Source organism: Terrimonas ferruginea DSM 30193 (genome assembly GCF_000425585.1).
GTDB lineage: Bacteria > Bacteroidota > Bacteroidia > Chitinophagales > Chitinophagaceae > Terrimonas > Terrimonas ferruginea.
In genome coordinates this window covers 24477-39819 of sequence record NZ_AUDS01000031.1, presented here as the reverse complement: position 1 = coordinate 39819, position 15343 = coordinate 24477, and the positions used below count along the sequence as shown (strand labels likewise).

11 protein-coding genes are annotated in these 15343 nt (G+C 49.1%); 8 read left to right on the top strand and 3 right to left on the bottom strand.

What is annotated here, in order from left to right; translation table 11 throughout:
- Nucleotides 1–386: 386 nt before the first annotated feature.
- The 7 genes from H608_RS22170 (at nucleotide 387) to H608_RS22165 (ending at nucleotide 9032) form a co-directional block, all read left to right on the top strand.
- Nucleotides 387–1532 (top strand): cysteine desulfurase family protein, encoded by a 1146-nt coding sequence (locus H608_RS22170; RefSeq protein ID WP_038008317.1) that lies wholly within the window; start codon nucleotides 387–389, stop codon nucleotides 1530–1532.
- Between the two features lie 148 nt (nucleotides 1533–1680).
- Complete coding sequence (locus tag H608_RS0111765) at nucleotides 1681–2034, top strand: HesB/IscA family protein (RefSeq protein ID WP_028787850.1); 354 nt, start codon at nucleotides 1681–1683, stop codon at nucleotides 2032–2034.
- Nucleotides 2035–2139: 105 nt separating this feature from the next.
- Nucleotides 2140–2859 carry a gliding motility-associated ABC transporter permease subunit GldF gene (gene gldF, locus H608_RS0111760; RefSeq protein ID WP_028787849.1) on the top strand — a complete coding sequence of 240 codons (720 nt, stop codon included), beginning with the start codon at nucleotides 2140–2142 and terminating at the stop codon, nucleotides 2857–2859.
- 23 nt (nucleotides 2860–2882) lie between these two features.
- Nucleotides 2883–4571, top strand: a complete 1689-nt coding sequence (gene gldG, locus H608_RS0111755) for a gliding motility-associated ABC transporter substrate-binding protein GldG (RefSeq protein ID WP_162142873.1) — start codon at nucleotides 2883–2885, stop codon at nucleotides 4569–4571.
- A 61-nt stretch (nucleotides 4572–4632) separates the two neighbouring features.
- Nucleotides 4633–5631, top strand: a complete 999-nt coding sequence (locus tag H608_RS0111750; protein ID WP_028787847.1) for a TerC/Alx family metal homeostasis membrane protein — start codon at nucleotides 4633–4635, stop codon at nucleotides 5629–5631.
- 12 nt (nucleotides 5632–5643) lie between these two features.
- Entirely contained in the window at nucleotides 5644–8151 is a 2508-nt protein-coding gene (locus H608_RS0111745) for a bifunctional UDP-N-acetylmuramoyl-tripeptide:D-alanyl-D-alanine ligase/alanine racemase (protein WP_028787846.1), read from the top strand.
- 179 nt (nucleotides 8152–8330) lie between these two features.
- Nucleotides 8331–9032 (top strand): lipoprotein signal peptidase, encoded by a 702-nt coding sequence (locus H608_RS22165; RefSeq protein ID WP_038008312.1) that lies wholly within the window; start codon nucleotides 8331–8333, stop codon nucleotides 9030–9032.
- A gap of 128 nt (nucleotides 9033–9160) precedes the next feature.
- Here the strand turns inward: H608_RS22165 and H608_RS0111735 are convergent, their stop codons facing one another.
- Nucleotides 9161–11428 (bottom strand): T9SS type A sorting domain-containing protein, encoded by a 2268-nt coding sequence (locus tag H608_RS0111735; protein ID WP_028787845.1) that lies wholly within the window; start codon nucleotides 11426–11428, stop codon nucleotides 9161–9163.
- Nucleotides 11429–11775: 347 nt separating this feature from the next.
- On the opposite strand from H608_RS0111735, the gene H608_RS0111730 reads away from it, so the two are divergent.
- A complete protein-coding gene (locus H608_RS0111730) occupies nucleotides 11776–13452 on the top strand; it encodes a PQQ-dependent sugar dehydrogenase (protein ID WP_162142872.1) in 1677 nt (558 codons plus the stop codon).
- A gap of 44 nt (nucleotides 13453–13496) precedes the next feature.
- Here H608_RS0111730 and H608_RS0111725 read toward each other — a convergent pair whose 3' ends face one another.
- Both H608_RS0111725 and fumC read right to left on the bottom strand, forming a co-directional pair.
- Nucleotides 13497–13721 (bottom strand): hypothetical protein, encoded by a 225-nt coding sequence (locus H608_RS0111725; RefSeq protein ID WP_028787843.1) that lies wholly within the window; start codon nucleotides 13719–13721, stop codon nucleotides 13497–13499.
- A gap of 117 nt (nucleotides 13722–13838) precedes the next feature.
- Nucleotides 13839–15236, bottom strand: a complete 1398-nt coding sequence (fumC, locus tag H608_RS0111720) for a class II fumarate hydratase (RefSeq protein ID WP_028787842.1) — start codon at nucleotides 15234–15236, stop codon at nucleotides 13839–13841.
- Between the last annotated feature and the right edge of the window lie 107 nt (nucleotides 15237–15343).

Genomic DNA, 15343 nt, shown 5'->3' with positions numbered 1-15343 from the left:
CAAAGGAATGGTTGTTCCATGTCTGAAAGCGATCGACAGTATACTGCTGAAAACAAAGGAAATTATCCGGCCAGCAAGACGCTTCCCCCGGAAACACCTCAAAAAAAAACCGCCAAACTCAAACTATAAACACCTCTAAAGCCTTAAGGAAACGACATTGAATCGTCAATCGTCAATGGTGAATCGTCAATGGTGAATAGGCCGATTAATCGTGATTAAATGGATGAGAGAATCTGAGCTGCTTTTCCCGCAAGCTCAGTTCACGGCCTCTAATGGCTGTATACTTAATACTTACTACTTAATACTTACTACTTAATACTTATAACGGCTGTTTAACCTTCCACCATCTTCTCAACCTTCCACCGTACTTTCGTGTTCTTAAATAAATGCCGGCACTTCCCCTATACATGGACTACAACGCCACTACGCCCTGCGATCCGCGGGTAATAGAGGCACTGGTGCCCTGGCTGGGCGCTCATTTCGGTAATCCGGCCAGCAGGGCGCATGCTTTTGGCTGGGAAGCTGCCGCCGCCGTTGATCTCGCACGCGAACAGGTAGCGCAATTGATCGGGGCGGAGACCTCAGAGATCGTGTTCACTTCCGGTGCCACCGAAAGCAACAATCTTGCGCTGAAAGGCGTTTTTGAAAAATATCATCAGAAGGGAAAACATATTGTCACGTTTGCTACTGAACATAAAGCGGTACTCGACACGTGCAGGCATATAGAGAAATCGGGGGGAGAAATTACCGTTCTGCCCGTTGACAAAGAAGGAAGACCCGATCTGGAGGAGTTGGAAAAAGCCATTCGGCCGGACACTATTTTGGTAGCAGCCATGTATGCCAATAATGAAACAGGTGTCATTATGCCGGTAAAAAAGATCAGCGAAATCGCGCGACGCCATAATGTGCTGTTCTTCAGCGACGGCGCACAGGCCGTCGGAAAAATACCGGTCAATGTGAACACTGACGGCATTGATCTGTTGTCTGTTTCGGCACACAAGTTTTATGGTCCGAAAGGTGTGGGAGCGTTGTATGTCCGCCGGCGAGATCCGCGGGTAAGTCTTGCTCCGCTGATCGATGGGGGTGGTCACGAAAAAGGAATCCGCAGCGGCACGCTGAATGTACCGGGTATTGTGGGTTTGGGCAAAGCCTGCGTGATAGCGCGGGAAGAAATGGAACAGGATGCGGTAAGACTTGCCGCCCTGCGTGATTACCTGGAAGCACAATTGCTGCTGCTGCCGGACACCAAACGGCATGGCGACAAGGAGCACCGCCTTGCACATACCGCTCACATCAGTTTCGGTAATACAAATGCGGCAAGTATCTTGCAGCAGATTGGAAAGGAAATTGCCCTGTCGACCGGCTCGGCCTGCAGTTCCGCAGATCCCGAACCATCGCATGTGTTGCTGGCAATGGGGCTGAGTAAAACAGAAGCTGTTAGTTCGCTCCGCTTCAGCCTGGGCAAGTATACGACAAAGGAGGAGGTGGAGTATGTGGTGCAGGCAATGAAAGGGTTAAGTAGTAAGTTTTAAGTGGTAAGTAATAAGTTATAAGTGGTCCCGAAGTTTCGGGATTGAGGCCGAGGTCTCGGCCCAAGGAGCACAATTCACCTATTCACTTATTGACTTATTCACCATTGACGATTGACGATTCACCATTCACGCTTTAATTTTGAATTTTATGGAAACGATGATGGAAAACGGCATACTGGTAAGCGACAATGCCCGCGCAAAAGTGCTGGAACTGCTCGCTGAAGCCGATAAAGAAAAACAAGGCAACTATTTCCTGCGTGTAAGCGTAGTGGGCGGAGGGTGCTCCGGCCTTAGCTATAAGCTGGATTTTGACAACGAACTCAAACCTGCCGACCAGGTATTCGAGCACAACGGTATCCGTGTGGTCACCGACCTCAAAAGCCTGCTGTACCTCGTCAATACCACGCTGGAATTTTCGGAAGGGCTCAATGGCAAAGGATTTTACTTCAACAATCCCAATGCCAGCCGCACCTGCGGTTGCGGCGAAAGCTTCGCCGTATAAGCTGCGAAATATCCCGGACGATTTTTCGTTCTGAAAGACTTATCCGCCTGCGGGCGGATTTTTTATGCGCCTTAAAAGAGTTTAGTTTATTTTGCAATACCGATTATGATCTCTGTTTGTAAAAAAGAGCTTCGCCAGTTTTTCAGCAGCCTGACGGGCTACATTGCTATCATCGTTTTCCTGCTGGTCAACGGCCTCATCCTTTTCGTTTTTGACGACAACATCCTCGATTTCGGCTATGCCACTTTGAGCTCGTTCTTCGAGTTTGCGCCCTGGGTATTGCTGCTGTTGATCCCTGCTATCACCATGCGCAGCTTCGCCGACGAATTCCGGGCCGGCACATTCGAATTGCTCCAGACCCGCCCGCTTACCCGCTGGCAGATTATCGGAGGCAAGTACCTTGGCAGCCTGGTGGTCGTGTTCATTGCCTTGATTCCTACCATCGTTTACTATTTCACTATTCAGGGCCTTTCCACAGGCGAAGGCATCGATACCGGCGCTACCATCGGATCCTATATCGGTTTGTTTATGCTGGGCGCCGTGTTCACCGCTATCGGTATCTGCACCAGCAGTTTCACCAGCAATGCAGTAGTGGCTTTCATCGCGGCACTCATTGCCTGCGCTACCTTGTATTACGGTTTCAATGCCATCAGCCGTCTGCCGGGCCTGGAAGGCGGCGCTGACTATTATATAGAAATGCTGGGCATCGATTTTCACTACCGCAGCATCAGCCGCGGCCTGCTCGATACACGCGACCTGATCTACTTCACCAGTGTGATCCTGTTGTTCCTGACTATTACCAACCGAAATCTGTTAAAGCGATAGGAGACTGCACTATGAAAAAAATCATGACGTCAAGATTTTGGTGGATCTTCCTGCTGATCGGATTGGTAGCTGTTAATTTCCTCGCCTCCGTTTTTCATGCCCGCCTCGATCTTACCAAAGAAAAAAGATATACCCTCAGCAAAGCCACGCGAGGCCTGCTGCGCTCGCTGGATAAGCCGGTGCAGATAGACATTTTCCTGACCGGTGACCTCAATGCCGGTTTCCGCAAATTGGCCAACAGCACCGAGGAGTTTGTAAGCCTGCTCAAAGACCGCAACAGTTCCAAAGTTCAATACAGAGTGATGTCACCGATGGAGGCCATCCCCGGTTCCTCACGTCTCTACCGCGATACATTGGAAGCTTTAGGTGCTGTTCCGATCAATCTTACCGACCAGACCGAAACCGGCGCTTCCAGCAATATTATTTATCCCGTTGCACTTGTTTCTTATAATGATCAGCAGGAACTCGTACGCCTGTATACCGGCAACGAGCGCTTCGTTTCCCAAGCCGATATCGTAAACTCTGAAGCCGCCATGGAATATGAGTTCGCCCGGGTGATCGATCAATTGGTAAGTCCGCGTAAACCTTTTGTGGCTTATTCTATCGGCAACGGCGAACCCATGGATGCCCGTACATACGGCATCCAGGAAGCGCTCGACAAAGATTATCGCCTGGCTTTGCTCAACATTAACAGCCAGCCGGTCAATGCCGACACCTTTGATGTTTTGCTGATGGTGAAACCCTCCCTGCAGTTTACCGAATCGGAAAAGCTGAAGATCGATCAGTATGTGATGAATGGCGGCAAACTGCTGTTGTTCATCGATGCATTGATTGCAGAACAGGACAGCCTCAAGATGAATGCGGCTACTATCGCTTATGACCGCAACCTGAATCTTACGGATCAGTTGTTTAAATACGGCGCGCGCATCAATCCTTCCATCGTGATGGACCTGCAGTGCGACTTCATGCCTTTTGTAGTAGGCGGCACGCCCGAAAATCCGCAACGCGAATTCCTGCATTGGAATTATTATCCGCTGTTCGAGCCGCAGGCCAATCATTCCATCACCCGCGGACTCGGGCTTGTAGCCGGCCGTTTCGTTAACTCGATCGACACAATAGCCGTGGACGGCGTCCGCAAAACTGTGCTGTTGGCCTCTTCCGCTAATTCACGGATACTCAGTACGCCGGTACGCATCGACGTAAACGAGAACCGCAACGCTCCGCAGGATGCCAGTTTCCAGAAAAAAGATATTCCCGTGGCGCTGCTGCTCGAAGGAACATTTACGTCCAATTACCGCCACCGCGTATCCAATGCCCAGCGCGATTCACTGACCGCTATGGGCGTCACTTTCCGCGATCATTCCGACGAAAATAAAATGATCATCGTAGGCGATGGCGACATAGCCTTGAACGATGTATCACCTACCAACGGACCGCTGCCGCTGGGTGTCAATATTTACACGCTCCGCTCTCCTTACCAATACCAGTTTGCCAATCGTGCATTCCTGCTCAATTGCCTGGAATACCTGGTAAGCAAACCGGCCATCAGTGAAACACGCAATAAGAATATCGTACTGCGCCTGCTCGATTCCAAAAAAGTAAAAGAGAACAAAAGAAGCTGGCAGTTGATCAATATTGCATTGCCGATACTGCTGGTGGTACTCGCCGGCATTATCTACCAATATATCCGGAAAAGAAAGTATGCCGAATAAGCCTGCAAACGCACGGCATCACTGAGTTCACGCTATCTTTGCCTCAAATTTATCCATCGTCATGACAACAGATCAGATCACGTACGTAGTATTTGGCGCTATTTTAATTTTAGCATTGGTGTTTGATCTGGGACTGTTAAGCAAAAAGAACCAAAAGGTTACCATCAAACAGGCGCTGTACCAGACTTTTTTCTGGGTGGGCCTTGCACTGAGCTTTTGCGTATTCATGTGGATCGAGAACGGACAGAAACCCGCCCTCGAATACCTCAGTGCTTATCTCATGGAATGGAGCCTCAGCATCGATAACATTTTTGTCTTCATTCTTATTTTTTCTGCCTTCAGCGTAAAGGAAAAGAACTATGGGCGGGTATTGCTCATCGGTATCCTGATGGCTATCCTTTTCCGCGTCATCTTTATTACGCTGGGTGTGGCATTGGTAGAACGTTTTCACTGGATCCTGTATGTTTTTGGTGTGTTTCTTATCTATACCGGTTACAAAATGTTTGCTTCCACGGAAGAAGAAGAATTTGATCCGAAGCAGAGCAAGGTGTATAAGTTTGTTCGCCGTTTCCTTCCGGTAGTACCGCATGATGGCGATGGCAAATTCACCGTACGTATTGATGGGAAAAAGTTTTATACCACTTTATTCGTCGTGGTGATCATGCTTGCAGCGATCGATCTGGTATTTGCTTTGGATTCTATTCCCGCGGTGATGGGAATTGTGGATACGAAAACAGAAGGATACCAGGAAACAGCGCGCCTGGTAATCTATACCTCTAATATTTTTGCCGTATTGGGACTGCGTTCCCTGTTCTTCCTGCTGCGCGGTGCGGTGAGTAAATTCGATTACCTGCAGCAGGGCATAGCCATTGTGCTGGTATTTATCGGATTGAAAATGCTTTGTGAACACTGGATCAACGAATGGCTCGATAAAACAACGCAGGTATTTATTTCCCTGGCCGTGATCCTTTGCTGCATATTCGGTTCCATCTTCTATTCTATTTTTATGAAGAAAAAAGGTGTGCCGCAGGATGTGGACGATCCCAGTACTTCTTCCTGATTCATTATTATTGTGAACTACACACTCAGTCATATTGCCACTGTTATCGGGGCGCCCGCTCCTGCAATTGATTGGGAGATCGATCAGCTACTGCTCGATAGCCGCAAAGTTCCGGTGTTACGCGCCGATGCTCCGGGTCCGTTGTTTTTTGCGCTGAAAGGCAACAGCCGCAACGGCCACCAGTTTATTCCGGAGCTGTATGAAAAAGGCATCCGGTCTTTTGTGGTGAGCCAGCCCGTTAACGCCACGCTTTATCCCGAAGCCGTATTTCTTCACGTGCGGGATAGTCTGGAAGCATTACAGCAACTGGCCGCTTATCATCGCAGCCGTTTTACCTTACCCGTTACCGGTATCACCGGTAGCAATGGAAAAACGGTGGTGAAAGAATGGCTGGCACAATTACTGGATCCCGGCGTGAGATTGGTACGCAGTCCGAAAAGTTATAACTCGCAAATAGGCGTGCCGCTCAGCGTGTGGCAATTGAATGAAGAAACACAGCTAGCTGTTTTTGAAGCAGGCATTTCCCTGCCGGATGAAATGGACAAGCTGGAGAAGATCATTCAACCGCAAACCGGCATCCTCACCAATATCGGCGAAGCGCATAGCAAAGGCTTTGCTGACGCAAAACAAAAAGCGATTGAGAAACTCAAACTCTTTGTTCACTGCGATCAATTAGTTTACAGCCCTGATCATTTGCTGCCGGCGGACCTCGACATTCCCGCCGAACTGGCCTTATTGACAGGCGGAAAAATACCGACACTTTATACCTGGAGCCGCAAGCAGGCAGCGTGGCTCACGGTTGAACGTATACAACGCTATGCGGCACATACGCTCATCGAAGCACGCCGCGGCGATACCGTTATTTCATTTGAAATACCTTTTACCGACGAAGCTTCTGTCGACAATGCACTGACCTGCTGCTGCACGTTGCTGCTGATGAACTATGCGCCCGCTGTGATCACTGAGCGCATGAAACACCTGCAACGGGTCGACATGCGTTTGGAATTAAAGAAAGGCATCAACCAGTGCACGCTGATCAACGATAGTTACAGTGCAGATCTTAACTCGCTTCGCATTGCGTTGGATTTTCTCGATCAGCAGAGCGGCTGGCCGAAACGTACGGTCATCTTATCCGATCTGCTGCAAAGTGCCGATCCCGATCCGCTTTTATATGCACGTATTATCGGTGAACTCAAACATCATCATGTTACACGCCTGATCGGTATCGGTCCACATATATCTGCGGCGCTCGAAGAAGCCCGTGAAGCGGGACTGTTGCCCGAAATCGAATGGTATTCCGATACGGAATCTTTTTTGCAACGCTTCCTCTCGTCCCGTTTCCGCGAAGAAATGATCCTGGTAAAAGGAGCGCGTGTGTTTGGCTTTGAACGTATCGTGCAGGTATTGGAACAGAAAGTACACCAGACCGTATTGGAAATAAACCTGAATGCGCTGGTGCATAATGTGAAGCTCTTCCAGGAACAACTACGCCCCGGCGTAAAAGTGATGGCCATGGTCAAAGCTTTTGCTTATGGCAGTGGTGGTGCGGAGATCGCCGGCATATTGCAATTTCATAAGATCGATTACCTGGGCGTAGCTTATGCGGATGAAGGTGCTGAGCTGCGACGTGCAGGCATTTCCCTGCCGATCATGGTCATGAATCCTGAGCCCACGGCATTTGACCTGATCACGGAATATAACCTCGAGCCGGACCTTTATTCTTTTGCGATGCTGCGTGATTTTGAGGCCTACCTCAAAGCCGAAGGGCGCCATGCTTACCCGGTGCATATCGAGATCGAAACAGGCATGAACCGGTTGGGTTTTGCATTGGAAGATGCGCAGGCGCTCGCCAACGCGCTGGCCGAAAGTCCTTCGCTTCGCGTACAATCTGTATTCTCCCACCTGGCAGCCAGCGAAGACCCGGCAGAGGACGCCTATACCATGACACAGTTTGACCGCTATCATACGGCTGTAGCCATTTTACAAAATACTTTGCATTATCCTTTTATCCGGCATATATCCAATACGGCGGCTACCTCCCGTTTGCCGCAACTGCAGTTGGACATGGTGCGTCTGGGTATCGGCATGTATGGCATTGACAGTGCAGGTGTGCTCCGGAATCAACTGGAGCCTGCCGCTACGCTGAAAACGACCATCGCACAGATCAAACAATTGAAAAAAGGAGAGTCGGTCAGTTACAACCGCCGCGGCGTGGTGACACGGGACTCGCTGATTGCTACCGTACGCATCGGGTATGCCGATGGCTACTCGCGTCGTTTAGGCAATGGCGTGGGAAAAGTATGGATAGCAGGACACCTCGCGCCGGTGATCGGAACGGTCTGTATGGACATGACCATGGTGGACGTAACCGATATTCCGGGTGTAGGCGAAGGTGATACGGTTATTCTTTTCGGCCGCGAGCTGCCCGTGCAGGATCTTGCACAATGGGCAGGCACCATTCCTTATGAAATAATGACGGGTATTTCACAGCGGGTGAAACGTGTATATTACGAGGAGTGAGGGGTGTTGTGAATTGTGACCCTCGTCGTTGTTGGTATCGCCGTTGTTGGTCTCGCCGTTGTTGGTCTCCAGACCAACAACATAAATGAATCGGCAATGACGCTTCCGAAGCCACATAGCCGGTCGACAGTCCCCGCCCCGTCAGCAAAATCCCTATATTTGTCCATTAAAACCTTGTTGTGAAGCTCAGATCTGCCATCTTTATTATCGCCCTGATTATTATTATCGACCAGGCACTGAAAATATATATCAAAACGACTTATCCAACCGGTGAGATCGTGAGGGTAATGGGTATGGATTGGTTCCGTATTCACTTCATTGAAAACTCCGGCATGGCCTGGGGTTGGAAACTCGGCGATGAAACAGGCAAAGTGATCCTGACACTGTTTCGCCTGGTAGCGGTGATCTTTGGCAGTTGGTTGCTGGTGAAATTTGTGCGGGAGAAATACAGCCGTGGTTTTATTGTTTGCGCGGCGCTCATCTATGCAGGTGCCCTGGGCAATCTGATCGACAGTATGTTTTACGGAATGATCTTCGACAAAGGATTACATTTCGATCCGCTTACAAAAGATTATATCCCTTACGCGGGTGTTGCTTCTTTCTCTTCCGACGGGTATTCTTCCTTCCTGCACGGAAGCGTGGTTGACATGCTTTATTTCCCGATGATTAAAACGCATTTTCCTTCCTGGTTTCCATTTGTAGGAGGGGCGGAGTTTGAATTTTTCAGCCCGATCTTCAATATTGCAGATGCTTCTATTTCGGTCGGCGTCATCACCTTGCTGATTTTTCAAAAGCGTTTCTTCAAAAAACTGGAACCCGCAAAATCCCGTTCAACCGTTGAGACAGGAGCGGAAAATAATGACCGGGTGGAAGTGCTTTGAAACAGCCGTGTTAAGTGGTAAGTAATAAGTATTAAGTAAAACAGCGATGGTTCGTGTATACACGAACCATCGCTGTTTATTGACGATTCACGATTGACGATTCACCATTCACGATTGACTCTGATTGCCTATTGCTTGACCAGCTTCTGCTGCAACACCTCATTGCCATCCGTGATCCGGAGAATATAAACCCCTGCTGGTAATTGTTGCGTATTGGTGATGTTCACCGAATTGATACCTGCCTGCACATTCAACGTCTGACGGAGTACGCTTTGTCCCATATTGTTTACAAGCTGCGCCTGCAACACAGCGGCGCGTTCTGTTCTTATTTCAGCACGGATGGACGACTGGAAAGGGTTTATATAAGACACCCATTGCAGTCCGCGATGCTGCGAAGGCTCCAGGGTAACTACTCTTGAATAAGTGGTATTGCCGGCACTGTTGTACATGCGCAGGCGATAGTATTGCCTTGCTGTAATATCGTCTGCATCAGGTAATGAATAAGTGTTTAGTTCATTTCTGCTGTTGCGGCCATGGAGGGTGGCAAGCGAACGGAACTGCTGCCCGTCATTACTTTTCTCCACTACAAACCATACAGGTTCATTTTCGGTGCCGGTTGTCCAGTTGATCTGTGCCCGTCCGTTGTCATTCGTTGCGTTGAAGGAAAGTAACTGTGTACTCAGTGGTATGCCACAGTCGAGCACGTTCATCGTAACGATATTTATTTCATCGGTAGAGCGGCAATTCGTTTCTCCGATATTCGAAGTGGAAGTTGCCGTAAGCAAACGGTAGCGATCGCCGTTATTGGCCAATGCGGTCATGGACGGCGGCACGGTATAGGAAGCGATATATTCCCACATACTACCGTTCCACACAGGCGTAATAGGACCGATCAGCGGACCTACATCTGTCCACGGGCCGCCACCTGCAGGCCGGTACTGCCATTGATAGTAGCGGTAGTTGTTGAAATAAGAACGTACCGTATCATATATTCTCAGTGATGCACCGCGGCATACATTCGGTGTGGTGGAAGGTGCATAGGTCATGGAAGGCAAACAGGTCGCGATAGCGATATCATCAATTGCCCAGTCGTTGCCACCACCACCCGGCGCATTGTTGCGGATCGTTACGGTGATGGAGGTTTGTCCGGGTTTGGTACGGAATACAAAACCTTTTTTGATCCATTGACCGGTATAGGCAATATTGCCGCTGGTATAATATTCTTCGTCGTCGATCTGGAACGCCAGGTTGGGGCGTACACCGGATGAGTCGTTCCCAGGTCCGGGGACATAACCTGCACTACCGGAACCTTTACCACTGGAGTCGCATCCGCAGCGGCGGCAGATATTGCGGAACCAGGCAGAGAACTCGTAATACGTTTCTTCGCAGAGATTGGTAATGGTTTGCTGAAAGGCGCGGTTGGTTTCATAACTGGCATTGATGACCACTGCATATCCAGTGCTGGTAGGCGGATTGCCGGCCAGCGGGTCGGCAGCGCCGGTATGGTCACCGATAATATCCCACAAAGTGAATACACGCGCAGCATTGGGGTAAGGCAAATTACCCACCGTGCTTCCGTTGGCGCTGGTGCGGTTGGCCACGCCATAACCATTATCGTTTGGTGTGCCTGTTCCGAAAGTAAGATAAGTATAAGGTGCAGGAATAAAAGTGGTGGCACTGCGGTTCTGAGCTGCGCCCGAACCGAATGTTCCGCCAAATTCACCTAACAAGGCATTCGAACCGATCGAGTTGGAACAGAGACCATAATCCGGTGCAATGCGGATCATCGAAGGGCGGAAGTTAGACAACTGATCCGTAGTTGAACTACCCATGCGGTATCGGAAGTTACCGGAGCTGAGGCGTATGAGCGAGTCAATTGCAACAGAAGGCGCATCCGGGCGGATCTCCAGGCGATATGAGTAAACGCTGATACAAGTGCTGCCGTAGAAAGACGGGCGAAGTGCTCCCCATAATCTGCCCGCATTGGTTGTACCGTTGCCTTGCGTGGTGACGTTGCAACTTCCGGCGTTGTCACCCACATTGAAACGAATCTGCCCGTTGGCTGTATTGATATGTGCTCCGTCAGTATCGGCCCCATCGGTGTATTGCGTTTGCAAACGGCCTTCGTTGGAGATCAGGCGCAACGTATTCGGAATGTAATTGAATTTGGACAAGTTGATTGTATCGTTATAACGGACAGCGTTTACGCGATTGGTAGATGATCCTCCGGTTACGGCAATGGTTGCTCTTACTTCAATGATATCACCGGGAAGAAAATTACCGCCATTCGGACGTGTGACGTTGATAAAACTTTTACCCGTGGTAACGGTCTGCGCGCTTAAAGATTCAGTGAATAAAAAAGTGAAAGCTGTTGTCAATAGCAGGAAAAAATGCATACCAGTACGGCAGGCAACAACACGGCACGGGGGGCGGGACGGTGGTACAGTCTTCACGGTATGGATTTTTAGAGCAGCTAAGGTAGTATATATAGTAGCTGTTGTCAATAGTAGTTTTGGGCATTTTTATGTAGTGCTTTTATAGTAGAAACACAGTAAATACACTCATATCACTAAATTTTTTTATAGAAAATTTGTCTGTGATTTTCACGTTTCAGTTTTTTTTACTAAAAACAAAAAGGGTTTCACCGATTGAGCCATCGTAACTCTACCTTAATAGATTGAGGGCTATTGCGCTTGCATAAAAAAACGCAGTAATGTATTTTGCCCCCGAAATCCAAATCCGTATGAAGCAACCAACGCTGCCGTTAGTTCTGCTGCTGACCTTCTTTTTGCATCTTCATGCTTTCAGTCAATCTGAACCATTTTCTAAACGTGTGGTCTCCACCGGATTCAACTCCGCGTGGGAAGTAGTATATGGTCCCAATGATTCTTTATGGGTAACAGAAAATAAAGCCTACCTGGTTCGCCGGGTAAGCATTGCTACCGGTGTGAAAACTACGTTACTCAACCTGCGCTCCACCGATGCCAGTATTAATTTCGACGAGAGTACATCGGACTGGCCGCAAGGTGGATTAATGGGATTAGTGTTGCACCCCAATCTTTATTCCAGCGATCCTGCCGTACGCGCAGCCAAGCCCTGGGTTTACATTGCCTTTGTATACAGCAAAGGCACCTGTGCTTCGCCCAATGGTTGTTTTTATACTACCAAGATCGTACGCTATAATTACAACGGCAATACATTAAGCAGTCCGCAAATCGTGCTGGACAATCTTCCCGGCAGCAGCGATCATAACTCGGGAAGGCTCGTCATCAGTCCGCAGATCGAAGAAGCCGGTGGTGGCCTCAATGATCAGTACCGCTTGTATTATACAATCGGCGACATGGGTGCCGGACAGTTTGCCAACCAGAACCGTACACAACGTGCCCAAACCCTGGATGCTTTCGAAGGAAAAGTATTACGCATCAATACAGAGACAGACGGCGACAGCGGAGCAGATGCCTGGGTGCCTGACAACAATCCGTTTTACAACGGCACGCCCATCAGTGCACGCGATTATGTATATACAATGGGTCACCGCAACGCGCAAGGCCTGGCATGGGGACAGGTAAATGGTAATTACATTCTCTACAGCACCGAGCAGATGGATAAAACAGATGATGAAGTAAATATTATCGAAGCGGGCAAAAATTACGGATGGGATAAAGTGGCCGGTTATTGCGAAGGCAATGTGAATGGTTACCGTTTGGGTACCACGGCTTCTGCCAATGAACAGGCCTTTTGTTCCGTGACGGCAAACAATCACCAGGAACCAATCTTCACCACATTCACCGTGCCGGCAAGTGGCATGGCGGCTTTGTATGCACAGTCTGATAACTCACAATGGCCGACCATTGCATCGTCAAGCGTAGACTTCTATAAACATGGAAAAATAGCGGGATGGCAGAATTCATTGCTCATTACACCACTGAAGAAAAATATGGTATACCGCATTCGTCTCAATGCCAATGGCGACGGTGTCACCGGCGATACTATTTCTTATTTCAGGGGCGATGGCAACCGCATCCGCAGAATAACGATATCACCGGATGGGCTTAAGTTTTATGTGGCAAGAGATGTGGGCGCCAGCAGCAATGCAGGCACGATCATGGAATACACGTATACCGGCATTACACTGGCTTTACAGGACCCGCGCCCCACACCACAACGCCCGGAAGACCGGATCCGCATTTATCCCAATCCCACACCCGGACATATATACATTCACGGGGAAGCGGTATTTGCCAAACCATTGCGTGCAGACCTCTGTGATTTGGGAGGAAGAGTACTGAAACAAACGCAAAGCTTCCGCAACGATTTTGAAGTAGATATCACCTCGTTCAACCAGGGGATGTATATACTCCAATTATACGACGGCAACGGCCGTCCGCTAAGAACCCAGAAATTGGTTTACTTCAGATAGGATCATGGATGAAAGCTGCCTTCGGGCAGCTTTTTTTATGGGGCTTATTCGTAATTGCCAAACCAGTCTTTACCGGATTCGGGAAGGCCCGGCAATAATACGGGTGCCTGCTGATTGGGGAAAAACTGCGACAGGTAGGGATTTGCTTCGGGTGTCAGGAACACGCGGCTGATCATCGTAGAGCCGGACAACAACAGGAATTGCAAATAGGGGGAAAGAGAAGGTCCGTTCGGTGACGGCGCCTGGTTGATGTTATTCAGGTTTTTCATGTGGAAGGGATTTGAAGTAAGTTAGGTTAAAAAAAACCAGAATATCAAGAGGCGGGCGCAAAAAAAAAGTGAAGAACAGGCCGTTCTTCACTTTTTACTATCGGGGATCTACGTGTATCAGATCTGACCAACCATGTTGGCGGGGATCACCCACTGGTCAAACTCTTCCGCGGTTACATAACCGAGTTTGATCGCCATTTCTTTCAGTGTAGTGCCTTCTTTATGTGCTTTCTGAGCAATCTCTGCGGCCTTGTAATAACCGATCTTGGTATTGAGGGCGGTTACCAGCATCAGGGAGTTGTCCACGTGTTTTTTGATATTGCTTTCGATGGGTTCGATGCCTGTTGCACATTTATCATTGAATGAAACGCAGCCATCACCGATCAGGCGTGCGCTGTGCAGGAAGTTATAAATCATTACGGGTTTGAACACGTTCAGTTCAAAATGTCCCATTGCACCGCCAACGTTGATGGCAACATCATTTCCCAACACCTGGGCAGCGATCATGGTGAGCGCTTCACATTGTGTAGGGTTTACTTTACCCGGCATGATAGAAGAACCCGGCTCATTATCCGGGATGAAAATTTCACCGATGCCGCTGCGCGGACCGGAAGACAGCATGCGGATATCGTTGGCGATCTTCATCAGGCTCACGGCGATTGTTTTCAATGCACCGTGTGCTTCCACGATCGCGTCGTGTGCGGCGAGTGCTTCAAATTTATTTTCAGCCGTGAAGAAAGGCAGTCCGGTGAGTTGAGCGATATGTTTGGCAACATTCTCTGAATAGCCGGTAGGTGTGTTGATGCCGGTTCCAACGGCGGTGCCGCCCAATGCGAGTTCGCTCAGGTGAGGCAGGGTATTTTTCAATGCACGCAGACCGTGATCGAGTTGTGACACATAGCCGCTGAATTCCTGACCCAGGGTAAGAGGGGTAGCGTCCATGAAGTGTGTGCGCCCAATCTTCACCACCTGCATAAAGTCCTTGCTTTTTTTCAGGAGTGTGTCGCGCAGCTTTTCGATACCGGGAATGGTGGTTTCAAGTAAAATTTTATAAGCCGCAATGTGCATGGCGGTAGGGAAGGTATCATTGCTCGACTGTGATTTGTTCACGTCGTCGTTGGGATGCAGGAATTTTTCTTTGTCTTCGAGGTTACCGCCGTTGAGTACATGACCGCGGTAAGCCACCACTTCATTCACGTTCATGTTGCTTTGCGTCCCGCTGCCGGTTTGCCATACAACGAGGGGGAAATACTCATCCAGTTTTCCTTCCAGTATTTCATCACATACTTTACCGATGAGGGCTGATTTTTCCGCAGGTAAAACACCCGCTTCGAAATTGGTGATGGCCGCAGCTTTTTTCAGGTAAGCAAATGCGCGGATAATTTCTTTGGGCATCTTGTTGATGTCCTCGGCGATACGGAAGTTGTCGATGCTTCGCTGGGTCTGTGCACCATAGTACGCGGTGGCGGGTACTTTCACTTCGCCCATCGTGTCTTTTTCTGTTCTGTATTGCATGTATTACTGGCTTTTGTTGAAAAATGGCCACAAAGGTAGGTTTTAGGTGATAAGTTGTAAGTATTAAGTTATAAGCAGTTTAAGGCTCGGGCTGCCTGTTATAAGAT

Coding starts and splice junctions, on each gene's coding strand:
- gldF (WP_028787849.1), top strand. CDS start 2,140: ATGATCTCTGTTTGTAAAAAAGAGCTTCGCCAGTTTTTCAGCAGCCTG.
- H608_RS0111730 (WP_162142872.1), top strand. CDS start 11,776: ATGAAGCAACCAACGCTGCCGTTAGTTCTGCTGCTGACCTTCTTTTTG.
- fumC (WP_028787842.1), bottom strand. CDS start 15,236: ATGCAATACAGAACAGAAAAAGACACGATGGGCGAAGTGAAAGTACCC.
- H608_RS22170 (WP_038008317.1), top strand. CDS start 387: ATGCCGGCACTTCCCCTATACATGGACTACAACGCCACTACGCCCTGC.
- H608_RS0111725 (WP_028787843.1), bottom strand. CDS start 13,721: ATGAAAAACCTGAATAACATCAACCAGGCGCCGTCACCGAACGGACCT.
- H608_RS0111750 (WP_028787847.1), top strand. CDS start 4,633: ATGACAACAGATCAGATCACGTACGTAGTATTTGGCGCTATTTTAATT.
- gldG (WP_162142873.1), top strand. CDS start 2,883: ATGACGTCAAGATTTTGGTGGATCTTCCTGCTGATCGGATTGGTAGCT.
- H608_RS0111765 (WP_028787850.1), top strand. CDS start 1,681: ATGGAAACGATGATGGAAAACGGCATACTGGTAAGCGACAATGCCCGC.
- H608_RS0111735 (WP_028787845.1), bottom strand. CDS start 11,428: ATGCATTTTTTCCTGCTATTGACAACAGCTTTCACTTTTTTATTCACT.